This window comes from Paraconexibacter sp. AEG42_29 (assembly GCF_040581415.1).
Taxonomy (GTDB): Bacteria; Actinomycetota; Thermoleophilia; order Solirubrobacterales; family Solirubrobacteraceae; genus Paraconexibacter.
In genome coordinates, this window is sequence record NZ_CP114014.1 from 3,981,705 (window position 1) to 4,008,645 (window position 26,941).

Here is a 26,941-nt window from a genome sequence, read left to right on the forward strand (position 1 = left end):
GCATGATGCTTCTCCTCCTGGGCGCAGCAACGGGCGGCCGCACGCACCGCGGAGGAACCGCTCGCGGCGACCGGCGGGACGGCCATGGGAGCGTCCCGCCGGTCGACCGTAGCCCGCGCAGCCGAGGCCGTCTGTCCAATCCTGGACCTCTGCAGCCCGCAGGCCGCGTGCTCTGCGCGTCGACCCTCGGCGGCACCACTCAGGGGTCGGGGCCCTCGTAAGACGCCCGTCGGCGGTGTGAGCGGTATCCGGCTTACCGCCCGATGGTGCGGATCACGCCGCCGGGGCACACGTCCGTGACGACGCTCCCGCGTCGGTCAACCGACTCAAGGAGAACCATGCCCGCGCGCCTGCCCTACGGACCCGAGCCCGACGCCCCCGTTCGCTTCACGCTGCGCTTCGCGCTCGTCCTGCTGGCCATCCCGGCGATCACCGTGCTCCTGTTCTTCATCGACCCGGAAGGCCCCGTGCTCGTCGGCCTGCTCGCCCTTCTGTTCCTCGCGGTCGTCTTCGCCGGGGTCGGCTCGGCGCTGACCCGCAAGAGCCTCAGCCGTGGCCCGCGCCGGACGACCGGTTCCTGACCGCGGCGCCCGGGCCGGGGGCTACCGGCGCGCCCGCGGCCCTCAGGACCCCTTCGCGCAGGTGCGGAACGCGCGGGTCCGCGAGACGACCACCGGCTTCCCGGCCCGGACGCCGCGCAGCACGATGCGGACGATCGCCACGGTGGCGCCGCGGCCACGGAGGTCGATGACCGCGGTCATGCGTCCGCGCGACGTCTTCACGCGCACCCGGCGGCCGTCGAGGCGGACGTCCACACGCTGGACGGTCATCCCCTTCGGCCTCGCGATCGCGAGCGTCAGCCGGCGGCGGCTCTTGCAGGCCGGCTTCACCTTCGTCGGCGACGCGGCCGGCGCGGCCTTGCCGTCGAACCAGGGCTCGCGCAGGTCGGGTGCGTACTCACTCGCGCGGTAGGCCTTGCAGAAGCCGGCTTCGTCCCCGGCGTAGACCGGGTCGAACGGGAGCATCGCCGGCCGGATCGCGTTCCAGACGGTCTTGTGGCTCGAGAAGCCCTCGATGAGCTTCCCGCCGTCGCCGACGCTCAGGAGCCCGTTGCGGGTCGCGATCACGATGTCCAGGCCGCGGTAGACGATCCACTTCTGCCCACCGGTCCCGGAGGAGAAGACGTGCGCGATGTCGAGCTTCTGGGCGCGGTTGTCCGGGACACCCCCGTTGGGCCCGGTGGACTGGAACAGCGGGCGGTGCGGGTAGCTCGGCCACTCGCCGAACGGCGAGCAGTTCTGGTCGGCGGAGCTCGTCGGCCAGGCCCAGCCGGACGCCGCGTTGACGTAGGTCAGGTAGCCGTAGCCCGTGTTCGTGTCCTCAAACGACGGATGGGTCATGCGGTACAGGTACTCCTCGCTGATGACCCGCTCGCCCTGCCAGAGGCCGCGCTGCAGGATCAGCTGCCCGAGCCGTGCCATGTCGTGCACGCTCGTCGTGAGGTTGCCGCCGATGGCGCCGCCCGGCCAGTGCGACGCCGACATCCCGAGGGGATCGAACAGCGCCTTCTGCGCGAACTCGGCGGCGTCCTTGGCACCGCCGAACCGGTCCGGCTCGGCGGCGATGGCCTTGTCCATCGCCAGCGCGAGCACGTCGATCTCCCGCGTGCCGTCGGTGTCGTAGGACCACTTGCGCTTCTTGCCGAAGCTGAGGTCCGCGTTGGTGGACACCATGCCGAGCACATGGACCATCAGCGCGTCCGGGTTGATGGTCTTGCGGTCGGCCGCGGAGACCCAGTCAGCGACCTTGGACGTGTCGCTCAGGAGGCTGCTGCGCGTGACCACCATCCCGAACAACATCGCGCCGAACGTCTTCGTGGCGGAGAACACCGGGTAGCTCTCGGTGGTGGCGTTCGGCTGCAGGCTGCCCTCCCAGCAGAGCTTGCCGTGGCGGATCACGACGAACGGCGAGAGCAGCAGGTTCGGGGCGTAGGCGTTCAGCATCGCCGGGTCCAGGCCACACTCGGCGATGAGCCGGTCGCGCGGGACCTGCTTCCACGGCGCGCTGCCGGGATCCTCGGTGCCTGCCGCGCCGGCGACCCCGCTCGACATGGCGAGCACCCCCGCGGTGGCGAGCAGGACGAGCAGGGACCTCAGAGCGAGCCTGCTGCAGCGGACGACGACACGCATTCCCATCATCGGGGGTGAGCGTAGTCCCGGACCGTCCGCCAGTCAGCTGCAAGAACCACCAAACATCGCCTCGGCGCCCTGTCGGGTCCGCGCAGGACCGTCGTCCCGCGGCCATCGCAGAGCCTCGTCCCGTGTCGGTGATCGACTGCTGACAGTTGGCGCAACGGGCAGTTCGATCTTTCGTCCAAGGACGGTTCAGCGACCGGACGCCCGGCCATCCTGAGCGACATGGTCAAGGTCTTGGTCGCCGCTGTCGTCGTCGGTCTGGGATGGGGCGCGGCGCCGGCGGGCGCAGCGCCCGTCTCAGGGCCGATGCGGTCCGATGCCCCGAGCGTCCGCGTCACCGGCGGCGACGTGCGGTTCAGCGACCCGGGCGTGGCGGGTGCGACGCGACGGTTGCGCGGCGACCTGGTCGAGGCGTCCGGCGGCCCGCAGCGGTACTTCGTCCAGACCCCGTCGGGTCGGGTGGTCGACGTGGACTTCGGTGGTGCCGAGCTTCCGGGACGCGTGCGGGGCGCGTCGGTGCAGGCGGAGGCGACCACCGACGGTGACGTGCGTTCGGCGACGTTCACCGCCCCCGCGCGGGCCGTGACGGCGACCCCGAGCGCCCATCGCGCCTACGTGGCGAAGGTCTCGAACAAAGGGGCGTTCGGATCGTCTGACGCGACGATCCAGGCGACGATCGATGCGGCGCTGACCCGATGGAAGGAGGAGAGCAACGGCGCGATCACCGCGTTCACCCGGGTCGACTTCAAGTCACTGCCGACCACCACGGACTGCTCGAGCGGATCGGCCATGTACAACGAAGCGGCGTCGACGCTCTTCCCCGGGGTCAGCACGAGCTCCACCTCCGGCAACCACGTCATCGTCATCAGCCCGCCCGGCTGTGCCGGCGGCGTCGGGACCGTCCAGGCGGGCATCGCCAGCGGCGGGCGCCTGAACTCCGGCTGGAACCCGAAGTCGACGATCCAGACGCTGATGCACGAGCTCGGGCACAACTTCAGCCTCGATCACGCCAACGCGTGCTACGCCCCGGTCGGGCCGAACTGCGTGACGCAGGAGTACGCCAACACCTACGCCCTCATGGGCTACACGCTCAGCAACGACCCGGCCTTCACGCCCGCGGCGCTGGACTCCTTCGAGCGCACCCGCCTCGGCATCACCGACGCCGGAGAGGTGGCGCCGGTCACCCTGGGCGCGGGACAGCGGACGACGACCGGCACGTACGACCTCCGTGCGCGCGGAACCTCCGCGGGGCTGCGCGGCCTGCGGGTCACGGACCCGACGACGCAGACCGAGTACTCGGTCGACTGGCGCAGCGGCGGCGGTCGCGACGCGCTGTCCTCCTACGCGCTGGATCCCGTGAAGGACAACCCCGGGATCACCGTCCAGCGGATCGCGACCGACGGTGAGAGCGCGGCGGTGCTGGGCCACCCGAACCCGGACCCCGCCAAGCAGCCCCAGTTCGGCCTGCTGGCCGGCAGGACGTTCACGGCCGGCGGGGTCACGATCACCGTGACCTCGATCGGGAACAAGGACGACCCGAACGCCACCAGCCGCGTCGGCGTCACCCTCACCGATCCCTCCGTGGCCCCCGACACGACGATCACCGCCGGCCCCGCCGACGCCACCACGACGACCAGCCGCGCGGCCACCTTCTCCTTCGCGGGGGTGCCGGCCGACGCCGCCGTGGGCTTCGACTGCCGGCTCGACGCAGGGGCCTGGACCGCCTGCACCGCGCCGAGGCAGCTGAGCGACCTCGCCGACGGGGCCCATAGCTTCGCGGTCCGCGCCCGCGACGCCGCCGGCAACGTCGACGCCACGCCCGCGGAACGCACGTTCACCGTGAGCGCGACGCCGGCACCCACCACTGGTGGCGGCACGCCCGGTGGGGGCTCGGGCACGACCGGCGGCACCACGGGCGGAGGGACCGCCGGTGGCACCACCGGCGGCGGAACGACCGCGGAACCGGTCACGCCGACCGTCCCGGGCCCCGGCGGCCCCGGCCCAGGCGGCACTGGAAGCACCGGGAGCACCGGCCCGGCCGGCACCGCGCCGACGACCACCGGCACCTCCCCCACGAGCCCGATCACGACCGTGCCGGCGGCGACCGCACGCCGCCGGACGCTCGAGGCGGCCAAGCTCCAGGTCGCCCGCGCACAGGTCGACCGCAGGGCGCGCCGCCTCAGCATCCTCGCGCCGATCACGGCTCGCGCCTCCGGCCTGCTGCGCGGCGAGTTCCGCGCCGCCGGCCGTACGACGTCGTTCGCGGTCAAGGTCGACGCGGCCAACCGGCGGGTGCGCGTCGACCAGCCGCTGACCCCGGCACAGGTCCGCCTCGGAACCGGGATCGTCACGTTGCGCTACGCCGGCGACACCGACACCCAGCCGCAGACCGTGCGCCTGCGCGCCGCCCCGCGGGCCGCCCAGCTCACCGCGGCGCAGCCGACCGTCGCCGACGGACGCGTGCGCGTCGCCGGCACGATCCAGCGCCGCGTCCGCGGCGTGGTCCGGCTGCAGCTGGTCTACGAACCCGTCGGACAGCCGACGCGGACCGTCTCCTTCACCGCCCCGATCGTCCGCGGGCGGTTCGCGCTCGACGCCGCCCTGCCGGCCGACGTCATCGCCGGGATCCGGACCCGCCAAGGTGTCCTGCAGTCCTACCTGCTGTTCACGGGAGACCAGCGGACCGCGACCCGCGGCGAGCTCCTCAGCCGGCAGGTCCTCCCGGCGCCCTAAGCGTCCGGGCGGGCGCCCAGCTGGGCGACGATCCGCAGCGCGAGCTCGACCTCGAGGCGCCGCGACTCGGCGAGGAGATCCTCGTGGGCCGCGAGCCGGTGTCGCACGGTGTTGCGGTGCACGCCGAGCCGCTCGGCGGCGCGCGACGGGCTGCCGCCCGACGCGAGGAACGCCTGCAGCGTCGTGCGGGTGCGCTGGGCACCGCGCGTGTCGGCAACGAGGGAGCCGAGCGTCCGGCGGACGAAGCGGTCGCGGGCGTCGGGGTCCCGCGAGAGCAGCGCGACGAGCTCGAAGTCCTCGTAGACCGCGACGCTCCCGGCGGGCAGGGAGCGGTGTTCCCGGGCCACGCCGGCCGTCTGGACCGCCTCGGCGTGCGCGCGCACGAAGCCGTCGATGTCGTCGTGGACGCTCGAGACCGCGACGTGCACCTCGGCCGGGGTGCTGGCGGCGTGCAGCGGCGCGGGGTCCAGGCGACCCATCGTGCTCATCCACGCGTAGACGCGGTGGCGCGCCGAGGTCGTGAGGACGCGGACCCCGCCGACCGCCGCGGCAAGGTCGGCCAGCGTGACCTCCAGCAGGTCGTCGGACCCCGGCTCGTCCCCGCGCCAGAGGACGAGCGCGACGTGGCGCCCCGCGAGCGGGTGGTTGAGGGTCCGGGCTGCCGCCGTCGGGTCGAGCTGCTCGCCGGCCAGCAGCTTGCGGATCAGGTGCGCCCGCCGGCCGTCGACGCTGTTCTCGTGGGCCTGCCGCTCGGTCTCGTACGAGGCGCGGATCTGCCCGGCCGCCGCCCCGATGTAGGTGACGATCAGCTGGTTCAGGGTCTTGGTCGCCTGCGCCAGCAACCGCGGACCCGCGGTCGGGGCGAGCCTGTCCTGCCACCAGTCCGCGGCCAGCCCCTGCGCGCTGCGGTAGGCCTCGAGCAGCGAGATCAGCGGGATGCCGTGCTGGATCGTGCTCTGCAGCAGGTCGCCCGCCTCGACCGGCAGCGCCTCGCGCATCGCCTCGGCCGGCGTGTTGGCGATCAGGCGCTGGACGCGGGCGACGTTCGCATCGACCGCGGCCGCCATGTCGTACGCGACGTCGTCGTCCGCGAAGAACTCCGGGACGGTCTGGCGCAGGCGCTCCAGGATCGCGGCGGAGAGCTCCCCGAGGGCGCCCTCGTGCTCGACAGCGACGCTCCGCAGCAGGGCGTCCGTCTTCGCCTGCGCAGCGCGGGCACGGTCGGTGGCCATCGCCGGAGTATCGCCGACGACGGGTGCTCTAGATGCACTACGTGGTGGCCACCTATGCAGCATCATGCACAAGTCTGCGCCCGGCGCCCGGGTTAGCGTCGTCCCCATGCCCGGGACCCGACACTCCCCCTTCGAGACACGGCTCGGCGACCTCGACACGTTCGCGGACGGCCCGCCGCACCCGCTCTATGCGCGCATGCGCGACGAGGCGCCCGTGATGTGGACGGACGCGCCCCCCGACTGGCCGGACTCCGACCAGCCCGGCTTCTGGAACGTCACCCGCGCCGCCGACGTGGAGCGGGTGGGCAAGGACCCGGAGACGTTCTCCTCGTGGCGCGGCGGCTTCACGATGCGCGCGGCCGAGGTCGGCTCGCTCGAGGTGCAGCGCAGCGTGATGATCGGCAAGGACGGCGCGGATCACGTCCGCATGCGCGGGACGGTGAACAAGGCCTTCACGCCGTGGCGGGTGCGCGAGCTCGAGGCGCGCATCCGCACGGAGGCGATCGCGCTGATCGACGGCATCCTCGACGCCGGATCCTGCGACGTCGCCGCCGACCTCGCGGGACCGCTCGCGAACGGCACGGTGTGCGGGCTGCTCGGCGTCCCCGTCGCGGACCGGGAGCAGATCAACCGCTGGACCGACGCGTTCCTGTCGGGCGACGACGAGGTGGCCGGCGGCATGCGCGGCGACGAGGCGCTGATGGCGGTGGCGCAGTACCTGATGGGCCTCATGGCTGCGCGCGCGCAGCAGCCGGAGGAGGACCTCGTCACGGCGCTCGGGCTGGCGACGTACAACGGCGAGCCGATGCCCCCGGAGGAGCAGGTCGGGGTCTTCACCCAGCTGTTCGCGGCGGGGATCGACTCGACGAAGGGCACGATCTGCAACGGCGTCCTCGCCCTGATCGAGCACCCCGACCAGTGGGCGCTGCTGAAGGCGGACCCGTCCCTCGTCCCCGGCGCCGTCGAGGAGATGCTGCGCTGGGCGCCGGCCTTCACGCACCAGCGCCGCACCGCGACGCGCGACGTCGAGCTCGGCGGTCAGCTCATCCGCGAGGGCGACTCCGTCATCGTCTGGCTCCAGTCCTCGAGCCGCGACCCCCGCGCCATCGACCGTCCCGACACCTTCGACGTCACGCGCGGACCGAAGCGCTGCCCGCACCACGCGTTCGGCGGCGGCGGCCGGCACTTCTGCCTCGGCGCCGGCCTCGCGCGGGTCGAGCTGACCGTGTTCTTCCAGGAACTGCTCGCGCGCACCGACGATCTGCGCATGATCGGGACGCCGGTGCGGATCCGCTCGGGGTTCGTGGACGGCTTCAAGCACCTGCCCATCAGCTTCACCGCCGTGCGGGACGCTCGCGCTGCGGCCCTGTCCTGAACCGAACGGAGCCCGATCCCATGTCCCTCGCCACCGCGACGCTCATCGACCGCGACGCCAGCACCAACTCCGACGCCGCGTCGATCGCGTCCCTGCAGGAGACCATCGCGCTCCAGAAGGCCGCCTTCCGCCACGACCCCTACCCGTCGCTGGCCGATCGCGCCGAGCACATCGGCGCGCTCGCCGGGATGCTCATGGGGGCGCGCGACCGCATCCGCGCCGCCGTCGCCGAGGACTTCGGCAGCCACCCCGACGCGTTCACCGACCTGATCGAGATCCTGGGGCCGGCGGGCCGCGCCGCGATGGCGATCGGCGACCTCGAGGAGTGGGCACGCGCGTCCGAGCGTCCGGTCGACCCGGCGCTGTACGGGACCGCCCGCGCGTCGATGCGCCTGGAGCCCAAGGGCGTCATCGGGAACATGGCCCCGTGGAACTTCCCGTTCGAGATCGGCTGCGGCCCGGTGGTCGAGATGCTGGCCGCCGGCAACCGCGTCGTCATCAAGCCGTCGGACCTGACGCCCGCCTGCGGGGAGCTGCTCGCCGAGCTGATCGCGGCGACCTTCGACCGGGACCACGTCGCCGTCGCCGTCGGTGGGCTGGAGCTGGCGAAGGCGTTCCCGCGCCAGCCCTGGGACCACCTGCTCTACACCGGCAGCCCGGGCATCGGCCGCGAGGTGATGCGCGGCGCGGCCGAGCACCTCGTCCCCGTCACGCTCGAGCTCGGCGGAAAGTGCCCGGCGGTCCTCACCCCCAGCGGGGTGACGCGCGCGGCGGCCGAGTCGATCGTCGGGACCAAGCTCATCAAGAACGGCCAGATGTGCATCTCCGTCGACCATGTCCGTGTCCCCCGCGAGCAGCTCGACGACTTCGTCGCGCTGGCGGTCCAGGCCGGAGTGGCCGGGCACTCGGCGAGCGCTGACTGCACGGGCCTGATCGTCGACCGCCACCTCGCGCGCATCGAGGCGCTGCTGGACGAGGCGCGGTCCGCCGGCGCGCGCCTGGTCGAGCTCGAGCCGGGGGTCGGCGCCGACCGGCAGACGCGCCGGATGCCGCTGACGCTGGTCGTGGATCCGGACCCGTCCCTGCGCATCTGCCGCGAGGAGATCTTCGGTCCGATCCTGCCCGTCATCCCCTACGACACGCTCGACGAGGCCGTCGCGGCGATCGACGCCGACGACCGCCCGCTGGGCCTCTACGTCTTCGGGGACGACATCGAGGAGTGCGAGTCGATCGTCCGCGCCGCGCGGTCGGGCGGCGCCTGCATCAACGCCTGCGCGCTGCAGGGCGCACTTCCGAACCTCGGGTTCGGCGGCAGCGGCACGAGCGGCATGGGCCGCCACCACGGCATCGAGGGCTTCCGCGAGTTCAGCACCGCCCGCGGCGTCGTGGTCCGCGGCGAGGGGGACCACATCGACATCCTCTACCCGCCGTACGGGGACAAGGTCCAGGCGATCGTGGAGGCGGCCTTCGCAGGGTGACGGGCAATCCCGCGAGCCCCGGCACGGACGTTCAGTCCGGGATGTACGGCGGCGCGACCCCCCAGCCCCAGCGGGGCACGGGCGCGTGCTCGGCCACCTCGGCGCCCGGCTGCGAGTTTCCCAGCGCCAGCCGCGAGCCCCACTCCGCGTAGCCCATCAGGGCTGCGCGGAACTCGGGGTCTGCGGGCAGCCCGCTGTCGTCGGCTGCCTGGCTCATGAGCGTGACGAATCGCAGCCGTTGCTCGGCGCTGATAGCGAGTCCGACGTGCTGTTCGAGCATGTGCTCATAGCCACCCTCGCCCGCGCTGTAGCGGGCGGGACCGCCCATGACCTCGGTCCACCAGAGCGTCACCGCGCGCCGGTGGTGCTCGCTGACCGACCCACCGAAGACCGGCCCGAGCAGCGGGTCGCGCTCCACCAGGTCGTAGAACACGTCGAGCCACCGGCGGAACGCGTCGTCCCCTCCGGCCCAGTCGAAGATCGTCGGCGTCACCTTCGGCTGCATGGCTGCCACCTCGTGGTCGGGTTCACCCGCGCCGCTGGGTGCGCGCCGTCTCGGTGTCCTGATGGGACGGCTCGCACCGAGAGCATGACCGGACCCTATCCGCCGCGACGCACGGCTGGTGCGGGCTGGGAAGGCGACGGGGTCAGCGGAAGTAGTGCCCCTGCTCGAGGTCGTCGAGCAACCCCGGCCCCGTCGGCTCCCAGCCCAGCAGATCCCGCGTCACGGCGCTCGAGGCCCGGATGTCGAGCGCGAGGAACCCGCCCACCCAGCCGAAGTGGTCCGCCGCGTCGGCGGCGGCGACCGATGTCACGGGGACGTCGAGACGACGGCCGACGACCTCGGCGATGGCGCGCACCGGCACGCCCTCCTCGGCGACGCCGTGCAGCGCAGAGCCCGCCGGCGCCTGCTCGAGCGCAAGGCGGAACAGCCGCGCCGCGTCTTTGCGGTGAACGGCGGGCCAGTGGTTGCCGCCGTCGCCGATGTACCCGGACACGCCCCTCTCGCGGGCGACCGCGACGACGGTCGCGACGAAGCCGTTGTCCCCGTCGCCGTGGACCGTCGGCGCCAGCCGGACGCTCGCCGCACGGACCCCGGACGACGCGAGCGAGTGGACGTACTGCTCGGACCGCATCCGCTCGCTCACGCCGGACGCCGGGTCCGGCGTGTCGTTCTCGGTGACCAGCGACCCCGTCGCGTGCCCGGCCAGCCCGGTCGCGATCACGAGCGGCCTGTCACTCCCCTCGAGGGCCGCGCCGAGCGCCTCGATGGCGCTGCGGTCCGCAGCAGCCGCGGCGGCGAAGTTGCCGGAGAACGCCTCTTCGTGCTTGAACGCGAGGTGGATGACGCCGTCGGACGCGGCGGCGGCCGACCGCAGGCGGTCGAGGTCGTCGAGCGAGCCGCGCAGGACGGTGGCGCCGCTCGCGGCGAGTGCCTGCGCGGAGGCGTCTGAGCGGGCGAGGCCGGTGACCTCATGACCCGCCGCGAGCAGTTCGGGGACGACGGCCGAGCCGATCCAGCCGGTGGCGCCGGTGACAAACACGTGCATTCCTGATCCTCCAGGGTTGATGACATCTTGTGTCATCACGGTAGCACGGGTGATGACACTCAGTGTCATCTATGCTCTGGGCGTGACCCGATGGGAACCGAACGCCGGCGGCCGGCTCGAAGAGGCAGCGCTCGAGCTCTTCGGGGAACACGGGTACGATCAGACGACAATCGAGGACATCGCCACGCGCGCCGGGGTCACGAAACGCACGTTCTTCCGGCACTACGCCGACAAGCGCGAGGTGCTGTTCGGCGGTGGTGATGCGTTCCAGCGCTTCTTCGTCGAGAGCCTCGCCGCCGCGCCGGCGGCGGCGACGCCGCTGGAAGCGGTCGCTGTCGCGCTCGACGCCGTGGCGGGCGCCTTCGCCGACCGCCACGAGCACTCGGCGCGGCGCCATCGCATCATCGCCGCCAGTGCGGAGCTGCGGGAGCGCGAACTGGTGAAGCTCGCCGCGGTCGCCACCGCGCTCGCGGCGGCCCTGCGGGAGCGCGGCGTCCCCGAACCCGTCGCCGGCCTGACCGCCGAGACGGCGGTCGTGGTCTTCCGCAGCGCGTATGACCGCTGGGCCACCGCGGACGGTGACGAGGCGCTGCCGGCGCTCATCCGCGAGGCGCTAACGGCACTGCAGGCGCTGACCGCCGCGCCCGGCAGCTGACACGGCGGCGCGGAGCGCGCCCTGCCGCCGTGCCGCGCCCCGACCGCGATGCTGCCGACGCGCGTGGTCGGCAGCGGCTGGGTCAGGCGGTGGCGCGCACGCGGTCGGCGGCCTTCATGACGCCGGCCCGGGCCTTGTGGCCGCGCTCGTAGTCGCGCACCTTCACGGCCTGCTCGTCGGTGCCGTCGTCGAGCGCCTTCGTGATCTGCGCCGCCGTCTGCTCGTCGTATCCCGGCCACGGCTCGTCACCGCGCAGCGTGGTGGCCCGCGCAGTGATCGTGCTGCGGTTCTGGTTCTTGCGCTCGTAGGCCTCGACCTTGGCCAGGTCGATCTGGGAGAGGCCGGGCAGCTTGCTGGTGACCTCGTCCGCGGTCAGCTTGTCGTAGCCGGTGATCGCGAGGTCCTGCTGGCGGGCGACAGCGCCCTTGACCCCGCCCTCGGCCTGGGCGACGCCCGGGACCTTGCGGGCCTGCCGCGCCCCGCTCTTGGCCTTCGCTGCGGTCTTGCTCGCCGCCGTCTTGGTCGAGCGGGTCGTCTTGCGCGCCGCGGTCCTGGTCTTGGTCGCGGCGGACCGAGCGGCGTCGGCCGCACCGGTCGTGGTGACGTCGTAGACGTGGTCACCCTCGACATCCGCCGAGACGACGTCCTCGGTCAGGGTCGGGATCAGCTCGAGGACCCGCCGCAGCATGGCCTCCTCGTCCTTGAGGATCGACGCCGCGAGGTCGGCGGTCTGCGTGTCGCCGACCGTGCGGGCGAGGCGCTCGAGCGCGGTGTACGTGGCGATCTCCAGCGCTTCGGTCGCGCAGGTGTCCTTGGCGTTCTTGAGGATCTTCTCCTCGCCGCCCGTCCCGCGGAGCATGTCCAGCGGCGTCTTCGTCAGCGCGAGTGCCTGGCCGATGATCGTCTCCGCCAGGCCCACCGCGGCGAGCAGCGGGTTCTGACCCTGCTCGAGCTCCTGCAGGCGCTTGCCGACGCGCTCGGCGTGGTCCTGCGTCTCACCGAGGTGCTTCTCCAGGCCGGTGCGGTAGGCACCGCGCGGCGTGATCGCGATCTGGGACTGCAGCACGCGCACGAGCGCGTGCTCGCTGGCGTGGGCTTCGTTGAGGTACTGCACGACCTTCTGGTCAGCGGTGTCCATGCGAGATTCCTGTCTGTTGTTGCGGGAAGGGGGCCTTCCGGCGCACTGTCAGCCGGGAAGAACATGCGACCGCCGGCGCCGGGCGCAGCAGCGATCACTGAAGGTCTGCCCGACACCGACCGGGCGCACGCATGGATGTGCCGGGGTCGTCCGACGCCTGCGGCAGATCGTCACCCGGCCGGGAACGACGTGAAGCGCTCGGTCGCAAGGGGACGCCCGGTGGCGCGCAGCTGCGCGGCGGCGTCGCTCGCGGCCCAGGCGCCGAAGTCGGCGAACACCCGCCGGACCAGTGCCTCGGCGTCGCCCTCCGGGCCGAGCGCCGACCGGGCGACGGCGTCCAGCGCGTCCTGCTGGGACAGCGCAGGCGCAGTCCGCCGCGCCGCCGGGACCGCCGACAGCGCGAGCGGTGTCCCGTCCGGCGCCTGGACACCCGACCGGGAGGCGAAGAGCAGGACCGCGCCCGCGTCGGTCCCGGGCTCGTCGCCGGCGAACCGGGCCTCCAGACGTCCGAGGCGATACGGGACCTCCGACCACGTGAGCTGGACGAACTGGGCCTGCGTCAGCCAGAGGACCGCGCTCCGGACGGCGGTGCCCGGGCTCGCGAAGACGGTCGCCGGGAGCGAGCCGTACGGTGCCAGGTGGGCGGACGGGCCGACGTCGAAGTCGTGCAGCTGACCGGCGAGGGCGAGGACGTCGCGGTCGGCCGGGGCGTCGAAATGGGCGAACTTGAGGCGCAACGTCGCCGGCGCGCCGTTGGACCCGATCGCGAGCATCGGCAACCGTCCCGCCGTGGGCCCGGAGTACGCGGCGATGGTGCGCTCGCGTTCGGCCGCCGGGAGGTCCGCGAGCAGGCTGACCTCGTCCGCCTCGAGACGGTAGGAGCCCACCGGACGATCCCACGGGTACCCGAACGCGTGGGCAAGCGTCGCATCCTCGTAGGGGCGCGGGCCGACGTTGCTCATCAGGCGTGCATAGAACCGCCAGAAGTCGTCGTCCGGCATCGCGAAGCGCTCGCGCAGCAGCGGCTCGTCGATCGCCGGCCATGGGGTCACCCGGCCGACGGTACCGCCGGCGGCGTCCCGTGTCAGGCGGACGGCGCGGGGCGCAGGCTCATCGCCTCGGGCCATGAGCACATCCCGCCGCGGCCGGGGCAGTAGGCGCAGAGGTCGCGGTGGGGCCGCTCGGAGACGGCGAACACCCCGTCGAGCAGCGGGGCCGCCTGGGTGATCAGCTCGCCGGTGAGGACGGGTGCGTCGGCGGCGTCGTAGGTGGTGCTGACGGGCTCGTCGGCGCGCTGGAGGAAGACGTAGGCCACCTCGACGCTCGGCGCGCCGGCCCGCAGCGCCGCGAGCGCGTAGATGCGGCGCTGTGTGGCGTAGTCGCCCTCGACGATCGCCGTGAGGTCGGCGTCGTCGACCCGGTTCGTCTTGTAGTCGACGATCAGCCAGCTGCCGTCGGCGAGCACCGCCACGAGGTCGATGAAGCCGTTGACTAGCGGCGAGCCCGGATCGGCGTCGTCGAGCGCGAACGCGAAGCCGTCCTCGCGGCGGACCGTCGTCGCGCCCGCCACCCGCCGGCCGAGCGCGGTCGACCCGAACGCGCCGGCGAGTCGCAGCAGGTCCGCGACCTCCTCGTCGGTGAGCTCGACGTCGTGCTCCGAGGCGAGCTCGCGGACGTCGTCGGCGGTCGCGGCGGCCGGGTCCGGCCCCTCCAGCAGGGCGTGGGCGAGGCTCCCGCGCAGCAGCGGGTCGATGCCCGCCGGCGGGACGGGAACCACGGGTCCGTCTGGGCCGTCGACCGCAGGCAGCGGCGGCGGCTCCTGGCGCGGAAGCCCGAGGACGCGCCGCAGGTAGTAGCGGTACCCGCAGCCGGCGTGGTCGGAGAGCGAGGAGTAGCTGAGCGTCGCCGGCGGCGCGGGCGGGGTCGACACGGCGGCGGCGGCGCTTGCCGCCGGCACGGCCTTCCGCCCAGCTGCGGTCCGCCGGGACCGGTGCGCCGGCGGCGCGGTGGGCTCGACGTGGGTCAGCGAGAGCTGGACGTCCCCGGCGTCCCCCGCGCCCCCCGTCGCGAGTCCGGCCCTCTCCCGGGCCGCCGGCACCTGCGCGTCGGCGTCGGCCTGCTCGTGCTCCGTGAGGTCGCGACCGGCGTCCGCCGCGTCCGGGTCGGGGTCGGGGGCGGGGTCGTCCGCAGTCGCGCCGGGATCACCGACGACGTCGGGCGAGACGAGCCGCACGGCGACCGCGAGCCGGTCCGCTCCGACCTGGCGGTCGACGGCCGCCGCCGGATCGTCCGGGGTCAGGCGCTCCTGCAGCAGCGGATCGATCCGCACCCCCACCCAGGTGAGCGGGGCACCCCCGGCGCGCTCGGCCGGCGGCGTCTTCCCGGGCGTGACCGCGCCGCTGATGATCAGGCGCTCCTCGGCGCGCGTGAAGGCGACGTGCATGATCCGCCGCTCCTCCTCGATCTGCGCCTGCTGTGCGCGCTGCTTCAGCTCGGCGTAGTCGAGCGCGTCCGCGTTGACGGCGTGCAGCCGGGGCAGCCGCAGCCCGACCCGGTCGCCCGCGACGAGGATCGGGTTGACGCCCGCCTGCCCCTGGCGCCCCAGCCCAGCGACCACGACGACGCCGAACTCGAGTCCCTTCGCCGCGTGGATCGTCATCAGCTGGACGGCGTCCAGGTCGCCCAGCTCCACGGGTGCGTCGGGCTCGCGCGCCTGCGCGTCGACCTCGGCGGCGACGTGGTCGATGAAGGCCCGGACGTCCCGGCCGGCCCGCAGCTCGAACTCGGCGGCGAGCCGCTCGAGCTTGTGGATGTTCGCCAGCCGCCGGCGCCCGCCGCTCAGGCCGAGCACGTGCAGGTCGTATCCGGTCCGCTGCACGACTCGCGTGATCAGCTGGTCCAGCGCCAGCAGCGGCGCCTGCGCCCGCTCCGCCGCGAACCATGCGGCGAACGCCGTCACGGCAGCACGGTCGGCCGGCGGCAGCCCGATCCCCTCGGCGCCGTGGGTCACGAGCGCCCATGGACCGCGCCCCTGCTCGCGGCCCGCCTGGGCGATCGCGGCGAGCGCGTCGCTGCTGACGCCGACCAGGGGCGACGCCAGCAGGCCCAGGAGCGCCGGCTCGTCCATCGGGTTCGCGAGCGCGGCCAGGTAGGACGTCAGGTCCTGCACCTGCTGGCGCAGCCAGAACCCGCGGCCCCCGCTGGCCAGCGTGGCGAGCCCCTCGAGCTCGAGCGCGCGCTCGAAGACGTGCAGGTCTGAGGCTGCGCGCAGGAGCACGGCGACCTCGCCCGCCGCGACGTCGTCGCCGTTGATCAGCGCCCGCACGCGGGCCGCGACGGCACGCGCCTCGGCCAGGAGGGTCAGGTTGCGGGCCTGCGGCATGCCTGCCTGCAGGGCGGCCGCCGCGGGCGCGGCCAGCCGCTCGGGGTCGTCGTGGGCGTCGTCGATCAGCAGCAGCTCGACCAGCGGGCCGTCCCCGTCGCTCTCACGCGCTGCGACCAGCGGCACGTAGTCCTCGTGCAGCCCGCCGAACGCGGCGTTGATGGTGCTCAGCAGGCCGGGCCGCGAGCGCCAGTTGGTGGCCAGCGCCGGCGCGACCCCGAGCGCCTCGTGGCGACGGCGCTGCGCGCGGAAGACGCCGACGTCGGCGTGCCGGAACCCGTAGATCGACTGCAGCGCGTCGCCGACCAGGAAGACGTTGCCGGCGTCCAGGTGCGAGAGCAGCTGCAGCTGCAACGGGTTCGTGTCCTGGAACTCGTCGACCATGATCCGCGCGAAGCGCTCGCGGTAGGCGCCGGCGACCGCCGGGGCGCGGCGCAGCAGGTCGTTGGTGAGCAGCTCGAGGTCGTCGTAGTCGACGGCCGAGCGGCCGCGCTTGGCGCCTGAATACGCCTCGGCGTAGAGCCCGAGCACGCGGTCCAGGTGCCGGTGGACGACGACGGCCTCGGCGTCGACCTCGCCCTGCAGCACCGCGGCGAGTGCCCCGCGCAGCTCGGCGCAGGCGTCCGTCTTGAGCTCCTTCGCCTGCTTGGCGAGCTTGAGCCCGCGCAGCCGGGAGGCCAACGCGGGATCCGCGGTGCTCGCGGCCCCCGACCCCCCCGTCGCCGCGGCGTCGAGCGCCGCGCCGATCACGTCCAGGGCGACCTGCGCTGCGTCCAGGCTCACCAGGCCGGTGCGCCACGTCGCGCGCTCGGCGTCGACGGCGGCGAACGCGGCCCGCAGGCGCGCGGCCTGGGCGGCCGGCGGGTCGAGCGGCGGCACCGGCGGCAGGCGCGGCACGGTGTGCCCGGTGCTGCGCAGCTCGTCGTGGACGGTCGCGATCGCGTCGTGCAGGCGGTCGACGCCCCAGGTGGCGACCAGCTCGAGCTCCGCGGCCGGCGGGCTCGCGGTCCCGGACGGCGGCGCCATGAACGCGGCCAGGGCGGTCGTGAAGGCCTCGGTCCGTGCCTGCCGCGCGGTCGCCTCGTCGAGGACCACGAAGGCCGGGTCCAGGCCGGCGGTCACCGCGTGGGAGCGCAGCACGCGGGCGCAGAAGCCGTGGATGGTGGAGATCCAGGCGCCGTCCATGTCCCGCGCGGCCTCGCGCTCGCCGAGCTCCATGAAGCGCGTGCGGATGCGGCCGCGCAGCTCGCCGGCCGCCTTCTCGGTGAACGTGATCGCCAGCAGCTCGCCGGGCCGGCAGCCGTCCTCGACGACCGCCCGGACGAAGCGCTCGGCAAGGACCGCGGTCTTGCCCGAGCCGGCGTTGGCGGACAGCAGCATCGGCCCCTCGCGCTGCAGGACGGCGACGGACTGCTCGTCGGTGAACGCCAGGCCGCCCCGGCCCAGCGGCCGGCCATCGGCGTCGTACAGCGGCGGTGACGCGAGCGCCTGCGCCATCACGTCTCGCAGCGGCAGATCGAGGGGTACGAGCAGCCGCCGTCGCGCCAGCCGCACGTCGTCGGGCGCGGGGTCAGGCGGCCGGCGCGCAGCTCGGCGATCGCGTCCAGGGCCGTCGCCTTCGCCGTGGTCAGCGCGAGCGCAAAGTCGCCGTCGTCCGCCCGGTCGGCGGGGACGCCGTCGAGCGCCGTGTCGGCGCCCTCGCGCACTATGCCGCGCGGCCGGGGGTCCTGCCCGCTGAGCGGCTGGTACAGCCCGCCGTCGACCGCGACCCCGAGCAGCTGCGGCACGGCGAGCAGGTAGAGCGGCAGCTGCAGCCGGCCGTCGGCCTCCCACTTCGCGCGCGCGGTCGCGGTCGCGCCCTTGTAGTCGTAGACGATCGCGCGCCGTCCGTCCGGCGAGACGTCCACCCGGTCGATGCGGCCGCGCAGCGCGAGGTCGTCCGTCAGGGGGACCGCGGGCAGCTCGTCCCCCGGCCCGCCGAAGGTCAGCTCGAAGGCGGACGGCGCGTAGGTGGACCCGGAGTGGGCGGCGTAGTCCAGGTACCGCAGGATGTCCGCCTGGAGCCGGTGCAGCGCCGCCGCCAGGCGCTGCGGATCCGGGGAGATGCGGTGGTCGGGCGCGTGCTCCTGCAGTGCGGCCAGCGCGAGCCGGCGGGCGCGGGGCAGGTGCTCGGGGGTGAGCGGGCCGGTCGTGGGCTCGCCGTGCTCGCCGCCGTCGCGCAGCGCGGTCAGCGCCTGCTCGAGGACCTTGTGCGCCAGCTCCCCGCGGACGATCGGCTCGGGGTCGGGCAGCAGCTCCTGGGGGGACAGCAGCCGCTCGACGAACCAGCGCACGGGGCACGCGATCCACGCCTCGAGTGCCGAAGCCGACCATGTCGTGCGGTCGGCCAGGGCCCGCAGCACCGTCGGGTCGCGCAGGATGCCGATCGGCTCGGCGGCGACGTCGGGCTCGGCGTCACGGGCCGCCAGCGCGGCCGCGTGGGCGGTCGGCGGCGGCAGCGTCCCCGCGCCGGCACGGGCCTCCGGGAATCCGGCCGCACCCAGGGGCCGGCGCTGCGCGGTCGCGGCGACCGCCGGGTCGAACAGGTCCAGCACGTCGTCGACGAACAGCGAACGCACCGCCGGCCGGCCGTCGTCCGTCGCGTCGTGCCAGCTCAGCGCCAGCAGGTCGGTGGGCCGCGAGAGCGCCGCGTAGAACAGGTAGCGCTCGGCGCCGAGCGTGTCCTCCCGCAGGCCGAGCCGCAGCCCGGACGCGGCGTTGACGGCGCGGCGCTCGGCGTCGCCCAGGAACGCCTCCGGCCGCCCGGGGGCCGGGAACGCGCCCTCCTGCAGGCCGCAGACGAACAGCGCGGTGACGCGGCGAGCGCGGACCGCCAGCGGGTCGGCCACCGTGACGGCCCCCGCGCCGGCGGCGCCGTTGGTCCCCTGGCGCGTGGGGACGCCGCCGTCGACGAGCACGTCCTGCGCCGCGAGCAGCGCCAGCAGCTCCGCCGGCTCGGGGACCAGCGCGGGGTCGGTCTCCGCCAGGCGGCCGAGCTCGTTCAGCGCCGCGCGCAGCTGGCCCGCGACCCTGGCCTCGTGGCGTTCGGCGTCCGTAAGGATGCGCCCGGTCCCGTCGTGCGGCCGGGTGAAGAGCCGCATGACGTCGGCGGCGAGCTGCTCGCAGAGCGCGCGCGGCCCGTCCCGCCGCGCTGCCCGTAGCCGGTCGAGCTCGTGCAGCTTCCACGGCCCGCGCTCCCACTCGGCACGCGCCTGACGCGCGCTGGCCAGCCCCTGGCGGCGGACGTCCGCCTCGAGCCGGTCGACGCGGGCGCTGTCGCGGACCAGGCCTGGCGTGCGCAGCCAGGTGAGCAGGTCGTCGGCGGTCCCGTCCAGCAGCGCGCAGCGCGCCATCGCCAGCAGCCCGCGACCGAGCGCCGTGTGGCCGAGCGGCAGGGTCCGCCGCAGGACGAACGGGATCTCGTAGCCGGCCAGGACCCGCTCGACGAGCGCCGCCTGCGTCTCGGGCCGGCGCAGCACGATCGCGATCTCGCCGGCGGGCGTCCCCTCCGCGATGAGCCGGGCGACGTGCGCGGCGACGAGCTCGAGCTCGGCCCGCTCACCGCCGCCCTGCAGGAGCAGCAGCGCGTCCCCGGCGGCGGGCAGGCGCGGGGCGTCCGGCTCCAGGACCGCGCGCTCGAGGTGGTGCAGGACGGGGCGCGAGGCGGGCGAGTAGTGCGTGTCGACCGGCGGCAGGACCTGCTCGGTCGCGCCCAGCGCCATGAGGTCCTGGTAGGTCGCGGCCCGGCCGGCGAAGGCGGCGCGGCCGGCCTCGAACGGCAGCGACACCATCACGTCGGCGCCGCAGTGCACGGCGAGCGTCTCGATGGCGTCGAGCTGCAGGACGTCGAGGTCGTCGAACCCGTACAGGAACACCGGGCGGCCCGGCCAGGACGCCGGCGCCGTGCGCAGCGCGTCGTGAGCGGCGACGGTCCGCATCGGCGCGTCGACCCGGCCGAGCGCCTCCAGGCCGCGCTGGTACGCGCCGTAGAGGGCGGCGAGGTCAGTGGCGTAGTCCGCGCGGGGCGGGTCGGCGGCGGCCCAGGCCCGCATCGCGACGTGCCAGCGGGCGGGCGTGACGCGCCGCTCGCCGAGCTCGTCGAAGAGGCGCAGCAGCGTGCCCGTGAAGCCCGGGGTGCGCGCGCTCGCGCCGAGGACGCGCAGGGTCGTGCGCTGGACGGCGAGCGCCGCGACGCGGTCGCGCGACAGGCCGCCGACCGCTCGCGGCAGCTTCACCTGGCTCGACGCCGCCCGGGTGACGGCGCGGCTGAGGCCCGACCACGTCTGCACGTCCGCACCGAACACCAGGCCACGCGCGGCGAGCTCGCGCCGGTAGACGAGGACGTCCTCTCGAGTGGGGACGACGAGCAGTGGCTCGCGAGGGGCCGCGAGCTGCACGGCGTCGAGGACGATTCTGGCCTTCTCGGCGTTCGCCGGTCCGGTGACGAGGGTCAGGGGCAAGACTCCTGATGGTCGCAAGTGCGCCGGTCGCCCTGACACGGACGCTGCCGTCTCGAGACCTGCGGACCGCTTCACGTTCGGTTCATGTGCCCTCCTCGATGCTCCTCGACATCACCTCCCCCACCGCCTCAGGAGCCTTCGCCATGACCGTCGCCGCACGCCTCGCCCGCTGTACCGCCGCCGCCCTCGTCCCGCTCGCCCTGGCCGCCGCTGCGTTCGGTCCGGCTGAGGCGTCCGCCGCCCCGCTGCGCGTCAACGTCCCGTCGTTCACGGTCGTGGAAGGGAGCCTGGCCAACATCAGGGTCCCGCTCAGGTGCCCCTCGGGCGGCAGCGCCAAGTGCGTGTTCTCGACGAAGCTCGAGGGCGGGACGGCGCGCGACGCCGCGAAGCCAGGGGGCGACTTCTCCGGCCTGGACCCGTCGCGCTACACCTTCTCCCCCGGGAAGTCCTGGACGATGCTGATCAAGATGTTCACCAAGGACGACAACGTCTGCGAACCGCCCGAGTCGTTCGCGGTCAAGGTGACGACGGTCCAGGGCAGGCAGTTCCGGGCGGACATCGGACGCATCACGATCGTGGACAAGGACGACTGCCGGCCCGTCATCAAGCCGTCGGACCCGGTGCAGCCGAGCCCCATCGTCCCCGCGCCCGCGCCGGTCCTCGAGCCGTCGACGCCGGTCCAGCCGAGCCCTGTGAGTCCCCAGCAGCCGACATCCGCGTCCGCCGACAGCGGCACGCCGACGATCACGAGCACGCCCACGTCGACGGGTGCGATGCAAAGCTGCCGCACCCCGCTCTGGATCGGCGACAACGGGGCGTTCGGCGCACACGGCTTCTACAACTCCGGCTGCATCGTCCAGGTGACCTGCCCGCAGGCGGTCCAGGTCTGCTCCGCCTCCGCGGAGTCCGGGATCAGCTCGGAGCGGGGCGTCGGCGACCAGGTCACGCTGAACTCGCGCATCCGCGTGTTCTCCGCCTCGATGTCGGAGTTCTTCCACCGCGACCAGAGCTGCGCCGGCACGAACTTCTGCCGCACCGAGGACAAGGTCATGATCCGCGGCGGCGAGACCGCGTCCGTCCAGTGCAACGGCGTCCGGGTCACGCCGACCCAGGCGAACCGGTCGGCGGTGACCTGCTCGCTCGTGGTCGAGCGCGCCGGCTGACCGCTGCGCCGTCCCCCACTGCCTGCGACAGGCCCCGGCAACCGCCGGGGCCTGTCGTCGTTCTGAGGCGCCGGCGCGCGCCCGGCGACGCGGCCACCCGCGCCCGGCTCCGCTTCATCTTCGCTTCATGGGCGCTGTTCGATGCTCCGTCTCGTCAACCACCCATCAGCCTCCAGGAGCCCGCCCGCCATGTTCGCCACCACCCGCTTCGCCCGTCGTGCCACCGCCGTCCTCGCCCCGTTCGTCCTCGCCGCCGGCGTCAGCACCGCTGATGCGTCGGCCGCCCCGCTCCGCGCCAAGGTGCCGTCGTTCAAGGTCGCCGAGGGCGGGACGGCGAGGATCGTCGTCAACCTCAACTGCCGGGTCAGCGACGGCCGCTGCTCGTACGAGGCCGGCCTCAGCGGCGGCAACGCCCGCAACACCGCGGTCGCACGCCGCGACTTCGTCGGCAGGGACCCCGCCAAGATCGTCCTGCGCGGTGGTCAGCGCCGGACGCTGCGCATCAACGTTGCCGTGAAGGACGACGGCGTCTGCGAGAAGCCCGAGTCGTTCGGGGTGTCGGTGTGGACCACCGTCAGGGACGACCTGCGCACGGACGAGGGCCGCATCACGATCATCGACGGCAACGACTGCCGGCCGGTGCTGAATCCGAACGTCCCGGTCAAGCCGAGCCCGGTCACCCCGGCCCCCCGGCCCCCGCTGGATCCCGCGGTGCCGGTCACGCCGAGCCCGGTGACGCCGAAGCCCGCCCCGGCCCCCGCCCCCGCGCCGGCCCCGGCACCCGCACCCGCACCGGCCCCGAAGCCGGCTCCCGTCCCCGCACCCGCCCCGGCCGGACTCCCGGCCGACAGCGGCGAGCCGACCATCACGGACACCACGTTGACCAACGGCGCCATGCAGACCTGCCGCACCCCGCAGTGGATCGGTCAGGACGGCCTGGCCGGCGCGAACGGGTTCTACAATTCCGGATGCACCGTGCAGGTCAAGTGCCCGCCGGCCGCCCGGGTCTGCAGCGCCTCGTCCGAGTCCGGGATCAGCTCCGAGAAGGGCGTCGGCGACAAGGTCACGCTGAACTCGCGCATCCGGGTCTTCTCCGCCTCGGGCACGCAGTTCTTCTTCCGCGACCAGAGCTGCGCCGGCACGAACTTCTGCCGCACCGAGGACATGGTCATGATCCGCGGCGGCGAGACGGCGTCGGTGCAGTGCAACGGCGTGCGGGTGACGCCGTCGCAGCCCAACCGCTCGACGGTCACCTGCTCGGTCACGGTGGAGCGCGCCAGCTGACGGTCCGGCCCGGCACTGCACCCTCGACGCGACGGGCCCCGGCGACTGCCGGGGCCCGTCGTCGTTGCACGGTTGCCCGCCGCGTGTCGCCGTCCGCAGCCGGGCGGGGTCCCGCAGCCGCACCGACTACGGCCGGGTCACGATCCTCTCCGCCGAGGACTGCGTGAGCCCGGGCGCGATCTCCGCGCCGCCCGTCGACTGACCGACACCACCACCGCAACCCGAACGTCGATTCCCCCACGCCCAGCGACGGGAAACGGACGCTCACCGGCCAACCCAGCACCCCCGCACGCCGAACGGCGATTTCCCGCGCGTGGCGACGGGGAAACCGACGCTCGCTGCGTCCCGGGCGGATCGCCACTCCGCGGTCGACCCCGGCTGCCCGGCGGCCGACGCCGTCGAAGGCGTCAGGCCGGCGTCGGGCGGTACAGCGGCACGCGCAGGTGGAAGCGCGCCCCGGGGCGCGACTCGACCGCATCCAGGAGCTCGAGCGACCCGTCGTGCGCCTCCACGACCAGTCGCGCGATCGGCAGGCCCAGGCCCGAGCCGCCCGCGACCGACGAGGCCCGGTGGAAGCGGTCGAAGATCGCTGCCCGCTGGGCGGGGGCGACGCCGGGACCGTGATCCTCGACGACGACGACCGCCTCCTCGCCCTCGACCAGGACGGACACGTCGATCTCCCCGCCGACCGCGCCGTAGCGGATCGCGTTCTCCACGAGGTTCGCCACCGAGCGCGCGAGCAGCCGCTCGTCGCCCTCGACCACCGCCTCCGCCGTCGCGAGCACGCGCAACTGAGCCCCGGCCGCCTGCGAGCGCTCCTCGTACTCCTCGGCGAGCTGCTCGACCAGCAGGTCCAGGCGCAGCGGCTCCCGCTCCATCCGCCCCCGCTTCGCGTCCAGCCGCGCGAGCTCGAGCATGTCCGCGATCGTGCCGGACGCGCGCTCGGCCGCGTGCTCGATGGCCTTCAGGGCCGTGCCGGCGGGCGAGTCCTCGCCCTGCTCGCGCAGCGCCTGCTCGGCCCGCGCGCGGATCACCGCGACCGGGGTGCGCAGCTCGTGCGCCGCGTCCGCCAGGAACGCCTCCTCCCGCCGGGCGACCGCGGCGACCGGCGCCATCGCGCGGCCGGTCAGCAGCCAGCCGACCGCGACGGTCAGCAGCCAGAGCACCAGCGCGAACCCGGCGATGAGCAGGGTGCGGTCCCGGATGTCACGGTTCGCCGCCTCGACCGGGCGGACCGCGACGACGGCGGCCAGCAGCCCGTCGTCGCCCTCGATCGGGCTGACGGCGAGGCGGACCTCCACCCCGTCCGACGTGTCGGAGTACACCTCCGGCTTGCCGGCGGTCGTCTTGTCCGCGACCGCGAACGCGCGCTTGCCCGCCGCGGCGTCGAGCGCGTCCGGCTTCCCTGCGCTGGTCTGACCGGACTGCAGGACGACCACGACCGGCGTCCGCGTCAACGGCCGAGGCCCGAAGAAGCCATCCGGGGACCGGTCGATCGTCAGCTTGCTGGGCTCGCCCTGGGGATAGGCGTAGCCGTCGGCGGCGAGCGACGTGCGCTCCACGTCGCGGTCGGTCTCCTCGTGGCGCTGGCTGGTCTCGGCGCGGACGGCGATCGCCGCCAGCAGCGCGAGGACGACGAAGGTGACGAAGGCGCTGGTCGCCGTGAGCCGGATCCGCAGCCGGCGCAGCTCATCGGCGTTCATTCGCAGCTCCCGGTCCCACCTGCACCACCCAGGCCCGACCGAACCCGAGCGCGCCGCGCGAGCGATTCGGCGTTCACTCGTCCACCAGCCGGTAGCCCGCCCCGCGGACCGTCTCGATCACGCCGGCGCCGAGCTTGCGCCGCAGCGCGGCGACGTGGACATCGACGACGTTGGACTCCGGCTCGTACGCGTGGTCCCAGCAGTGCTCGAGGATGTCGTAGCGGTCGACGACCTCGCCGGCACGGTCGGCGAGGAACGCCACGAGCGCGAACTCCTTCACCGTCAGGGGAACGATCACGCCGTCCTTGCGCACCCGGCGGCGGGCGGTCTCGACCCGCAGCGTGCCGACGTCGACCACCGGCTGTCGGCGCGCCGGCGCCCGCCGCAGCAGCGTGCGGACCCGGGCGACGAGCTCCTCCGTCGCGAACGGCTTGGTGAGGTAGTCGTCGGCGCCCGTCTCCAGGCCGGCGACCCGGTCGTCGATGTCGTCCATCGCGGTGAGCATCAGGATCGGGACCTCGGAGCCGGCGGCACGCCACTCGCGGCAGAGCGTCAGGCCGTCCCCGTCCGGCAGGCGCCGGTCGAGGATCGCGAGGTCGTACTCGTGCAGGTCGGCGTGGGACCGCGCCTCGGCGAGCGTCCCGGCGATGTCCGCGCCGAACGCCTCCTCCCGCAGGCGCTGCGCGACCGCGGTGGCGATGTCGGTCTCGTCCTCCACCACGAGGATGCGCATCGGCGGAGCATATCCGAGGCTCCCACGGGCGACCGCCGTGTCGCGCGGCGGCCGCTGCGGACGGGTGAGGGTCATCGGCACTACCGCGCCGGGGCGGTGTCGACCGCCGCCAGCAGCAGGATCGAGCCGGCCGCGTAGTCGATCGCCGGCTCGGACGTCACGTAGTCGTCGGTGCGGTCCTCATAGGTCGCTGCCGGCGTGTTGAACTGGCTCGGCACGAGCGGGCCGACCGGCTGCTCGGCGATGTCCTTCAGCGGGGCCGGTCCGCCGACGACCGCGCCGACGGGCAGCCCGTCGCCCGCCACCGACGCCCAGTGGTGCAGGTGCCGAGGCGCGTTCGGCCCGAGGCCGGCGACGAAGCTCGCACCCCAGGGATTGCGCCCCAGGAGCCAGTCGCGGGCGGTAGCGCCGAGCTTCAGGGCGCCCGGGTGGACGCCCACCCGACCGGCCAGCGCGGCCAGCGCGCCGGCGCCGCCGTTCTCCCCCGTCTGCCCCCACGTGAAGGCGCCCGGCGTCCCGAACGCGCCCCCCTTCGCCCGGGCGACCGCAGCCGCCGCCTGTGCCCGCAGCGCCTTGCAGGCCACGTCGGAGGCGAGCGGGTCCGCCGTCACCGTCGGCCGACCGAGCGCGCCGCACAGGTCGGCGGCGGCGAGACCCGCGACGCTGTTCCACGACAGGCGCCCGTCCGGGACGATCGCAGCGAGGTTGCGCAGCGCGTCGTCCAGGTAGGTCCGCTCCCCGGTCACGCGCCACAACGCGACCGCGCCGGCCGCGAGGGCGTCCTCGGCGGTGTCGCCCAGGTAGAAGTCGCCGCTGCGGCCGCCGAGCGACGGCATCACGCCGCCCGCCGCGACCCCGGCCGCGTACCACTCGCGGGCCTGCTGCAGCAGCTGCTCGCGCGGTGCGCCCGTCGCGCGGTCGGCCGCCAGCGCGAGCGCCAGCGCGGCCTTGCCGCCGAGGTCGCCGCCCATCCCGGGGTAAGCGAGGCGCGTCTCGATGCCGGGCAGCCCGGACGCGTCGTCGCCGACGGGGTCGCGGAAGCCAAGGTCGTGGTCGCGGGCGTCGCCCACCTGTGCGATGAACAGCCCGGCCGAGGGATGCGCCCTGACGAGCCAGCGGATCCCGGTGTCGGCGGCGGCGTGCAGGCGCGCGGCGTCGGTCGCGTCCAGGCGCGCCGCGTACTGCAGCATCGCGGCGGCGTAGGCGGTGGTGTGCGTGAACTTCAGCATGTCGCCCGCGTCCATCCAGCCGCCGGCGACGTCGATCCGCTCGCCGTCGTGCGGGCCCCCGGCGACGATCGCCGCGGCGTCGTTGCGGTGGGCGGGCCTGTGCGTGGCGGACGGCTCGTCGCCGTCGCGGTTGGCGTCGAAGTACCGCAGGATGGTGGTCACGCCCTCGCTCGACGCGCGGCTGCGGACCGTCCACGGCCGGCCGCTCAGCGCGCCGACCCGCACGACGTACCGTCCCGGCGTGCGCAGCGAGGAGAGGTCGGCGATCGCGCCGCGCTTCCACGGCGCGGCCGTCCCCGTCGCCGCGGTGAGGCGGCCGGTCAGGACGACGCGCCCGCGGGCGTCGGTCACCCGGAACGCCCTGCCCACCTTGGACACCCGCGACCCGACGAACGCGAGCTTGGCGTCCGCCGGCGAGCTGGGTCCGCCCACGCGGATCGCGTCGGGCGGCACCGCAGCCGCCGACGCGCCGGAAGGAGCGACGGCACCGGTCAGCGACAGGGACGCGCCGACCACGGCGGCGGAGCAGAGGGTGCGGCGGAGCATGGCGGGCCTTTCGGGGCGGGGCGGGGGCTGCGGACAGCACGCACCC

The 26,941-nt window shown here is 74.4% G+C and carries 18 protein-coding genes; 7 read left to right on the forward strand and 11 right to left on the reverse strand.

The features are described 5' to 3' along the window. Nucleotides 1-338 precede the first annotated feature (338 nt). Complete coding sequence (locus DSM112329_RS19350; RefSeq protein WP_354698198.1) at nucleotides 339-581, forward strand: hypothetical protein; 243 nt, start codon at nucleotides 339-341, stop codon at nucleotides 579-581. Nucleotides 582-623: 42 nt separating this feature from the next. Here DSM112329_RS19350 and DSM112329_RS19355 read toward each other — a convergent pair whose 3' ends face one another. Beyond that, nucleotides 624-2,198, reverse strand: a complete 1,575-nt coding sequence (locus DSM112329_RS19355) for a hypothetical protein (RefSeq protein ID WP_354698199.1) — start codon at nucleotides 2,196-2,198, stop codon at nucleotides 624-626. Between the two features lie 219 nt (nucleotides 2,199-2,417). On the opposite strand from DSM112329_RS19355, the gene DSM112329_RS19360 reads away from it, so the two are divergent. Further along, the gene (locus tag DSM112329_RS19360; protein ID WP_354698200.1) at nucleotides 2,418-4,928 is read left to right on the forward strand and encodes a hypothetical protein; all 2,511 of its coding nucleotides are present in this window, start codon (nucleotides 2,418-2,420) and stop codon (nucleotides 4,926-4,928) included. On the opposite strand, the gene DSM112329_RS19365 is transcribed toward DSM112329_RS19360, so the two are convergent. Then, a complete protein-coding gene (locus DSM112329_RS19365; RefSeq protein ID WP_354698201.1) occupies nucleotides 4,925-6,160 on the reverse strand; it encodes a helix-turn-helix domain-containing protein in 1,236 nt (411 codons plus the stop codon). The two genes, DSM112329_RS19360 and DSM112329_RS19365, sit on opposite strands and share 4 nt — an antisense overlap. Before the next feature lie 106 nt (nucleotides 6,161-6,266). Here DSM112329_RS19365 and DSM112329_RS19370 point away from each other — a divergent pair, with 106 nt between their 5' ends. Next, nucleotides 6,267-7,535, forward strand: a complete 1,269-nt coding sequence (locus DSM112329_RS19370) for a cytochrome P450 (RefSeq protein ID WP_354698202.1) — start codon at nucleotides 6,267-6,269, stop codon at nucleotides 7,533-7,535. A gap of 20 nt (nucleotides 7,536-7,555) precedes the next feature. After that, nucleotides 7,556-9,013 carry an aldehyde dehydrogenase family protein gene (locus DSM112329_RS19375; RefSeq protein ID WP_354698203.1) on the forward strand — a complete coding sequence of 486 codons (1,458 nt, stop codon included), beginning with the start codon at nucleotides 7,556-7,558 and terminating at the stop codon, nucleotides 9,011-9,013. 31 nt (nucleotides 9,014-9,044) lie between these two features. On the opposite strand, the gene DSM112329_RS19380 is transcribed toward DSM112329_RS19375, so the two are convergent. Both DSM112329_RS19380 and DSM112329_RS19385 read right to left on the reverse strand, forming a co-directional pair. After that, nucleotides 9,045-9,518: a group II truncated hemoglobin gene (locus DSM112329_RS19380; protein ID WP_354698204.1), complete on the reverse strand. Its 474-nt coding sequence runs from the start codon at nucleotides 9,516-9,518 to the stop codon at nucleotides 9,045-9,047. Nucleotides 9,519-9,660: 142 nt separating this feature from the next. Then, on the reverse strand, nucleotides 9,661-10,563 hold the full coding sequence (locus DSM112329_RS19385) for an SDR family oxidoreductase (RefSeq protein WP_354698205.1): 903 nt from the start codon (nucleotides 10,561-10,563) through the stop codon (nucleotides 9,661-9,663). Between the two features lie 82 nt (nucleotides 10,564-10,645). Here DSM112329_RS19385 and DSM112329_RS19390 point away from each other — a divergent pair, with 82 nt between their 5' ends. Beyond that, on the forward strand, nucleotides 10,646-11,218 hold the full coding sequence (locus DSM112329_RS19390) for a helix-turn-helix domain-containing protein (RefSeq protein ID WP_354698206.1): 573 nt from the start codon (nucleotides 10,646-10,648) through the stop codon (nucleotides 11,216-11,218). 82 nt (nucleotides 11,219-11,300) lie between these two features. On the opposite strand, the gene DSM112329_RS19395 is transcribed toward DSM112329_RS19390, so the two are convergent. The 4 genes from DSM112329_RS19395 to DSM112329_RS19410 all read right to left on the reverse strand — a co-directional run bounded on the left by DSM112329_RS19395 (nucleotide 11,301) and on the right by DSM112329_RS19410 (nucleotide 20,237). Next, a complete protein-coding gene (locus DSM112329_RS19395) occupies nucleotides 11,301-12,356 on the reverse strand; it encodes a DUF892 family protein (RefSeq protein ID WP_354698207.1) in 1,056 nt (351 codons plus the stop codon). A 170-nt stretch (nucleotides 12,357-12,526) separates the two neighbouring features. After that, nucleotides 12,527-13,408, reverse strand: coding sequence for a hypothetical protein (locus DSM112329_RS19400; RefSeq protein ID WP_354698208.1), 882 nt, complete (start codon nucleotides 13,406-13,408; stop codon nucleotides 12,527-12,529). A 32-nt stretch (nucleotides 13,409-13,440) separates the two neighbouring features. Further along, nucleotides 13,441-17,235 carry a UvrD-helicase domain-containing protein gene (locus tag DSM112329_RS19405; protein ID WP_354702500.1) on the reverse strand — a complete coding sequence of 1,265 codons (3,795 nt, stop codon included), beginning with the start codon at nucleotides 17,233-17,235 and terminating at the stop codon, nucleotides 13,441-13,443. Then, complete coding sequence (locus tag DSM112329_RS19410) at nucleotides 17,235-20,237, reverse strand: PD-(D/E)XK nuclease family protein (RefSeq protein ID WP_354698209.1); 3,003 nt, start codon at nucleotides 20,235-20,237, stop codon at nucleotides 17,235-17,237. The genes DSM112329_RS19405 and DSM112329_RS19410 overlap by 1 nt, the downstream gene beginning before the upstream one ends. Before the next feature lie 143 nt (nucleotides 20,238-20,380). Between DSM112329_RS19410 and DSM112329_RS19415 the strand changes: the two genes are divergently transcribed. Both DSM112329_RS19415 and DSM112329_RS19420 read left to right on the forward strand, forming a co-directional pair. Next, nucleotides 20,381-21,400, forward strand: coding sequence for a hypothetical protein (locus tag DSM112329_RS19415; protein ID WP_354698210.1), 1,020 nt, complete (start codon nucleotides 20,381-20,383; stop codon nucleotides 21,398-21,400). 189 nt (nucleotides 21,401-21,589) lie between these two features. Continuing rightward, nucleotides 21,590-22,684: a hypothetical protein gene (locus tag DSM112329_RS19420; RefSeq protein ID WP_354698211.1), complete on the forward strand. Its 1,095-nt coding sequence runs from the start codon at nucleotides 21,590-21,592 to the stop codon at nucleotides 22,682-22,684. Between the two features lie 407 nt (nucleotides 22,685-23,091). Here DSM112329_RS19420 and DSM112329_RS19425 read toward each other — a convergent pair whose 3' ends face one another. The 3 genes from DSM112329_RS19425 to DSM112329_RS19435 form a co-directional block, all read right to left on the reverse strand. Beyond that, nucleotides 23,092-24,387 (reverse strand): HAMP domain-containing sensor histidine kinase, encoded by a 1,296-nt coding sequence (locus DSM112329_RS19425; RefSeq protein ID WP_354698212.1) that lies wholly within the window; start codon nucleotides 24,385-24,387, stop codon nucleotides 23,092-23,094. A 73-nt stretch (nucleotides 24,388-24,460) separates the two neighbouring features. Beyond that, complete coding sequence (locus DSM112329_RS19430; RefSeq protein WP_354698213.1) at nucleotides 24,461-25,120, reverse strand: response regulator transcription factor; 660 nt, start codon at nucleotides 25,118-25,120, stop codon at nucleotides 24,461-24,463. Nucleotides 25,121-25,200: 80 nt separating this feature from the next. Then, nucleotides 25,201-26,895, reverse strand: coding sequence for a glycoside hydrolase family 9 protein (locus DSM112329_RS19435; protein ID WP_354698214.1), 1,695 nt, complete (start codon nucleotides 26,893-26,895; stop codon nucleotides 25,201-25,203). Nucleotides 26,896-26,941: the final 46 nt, after the last annotated feature.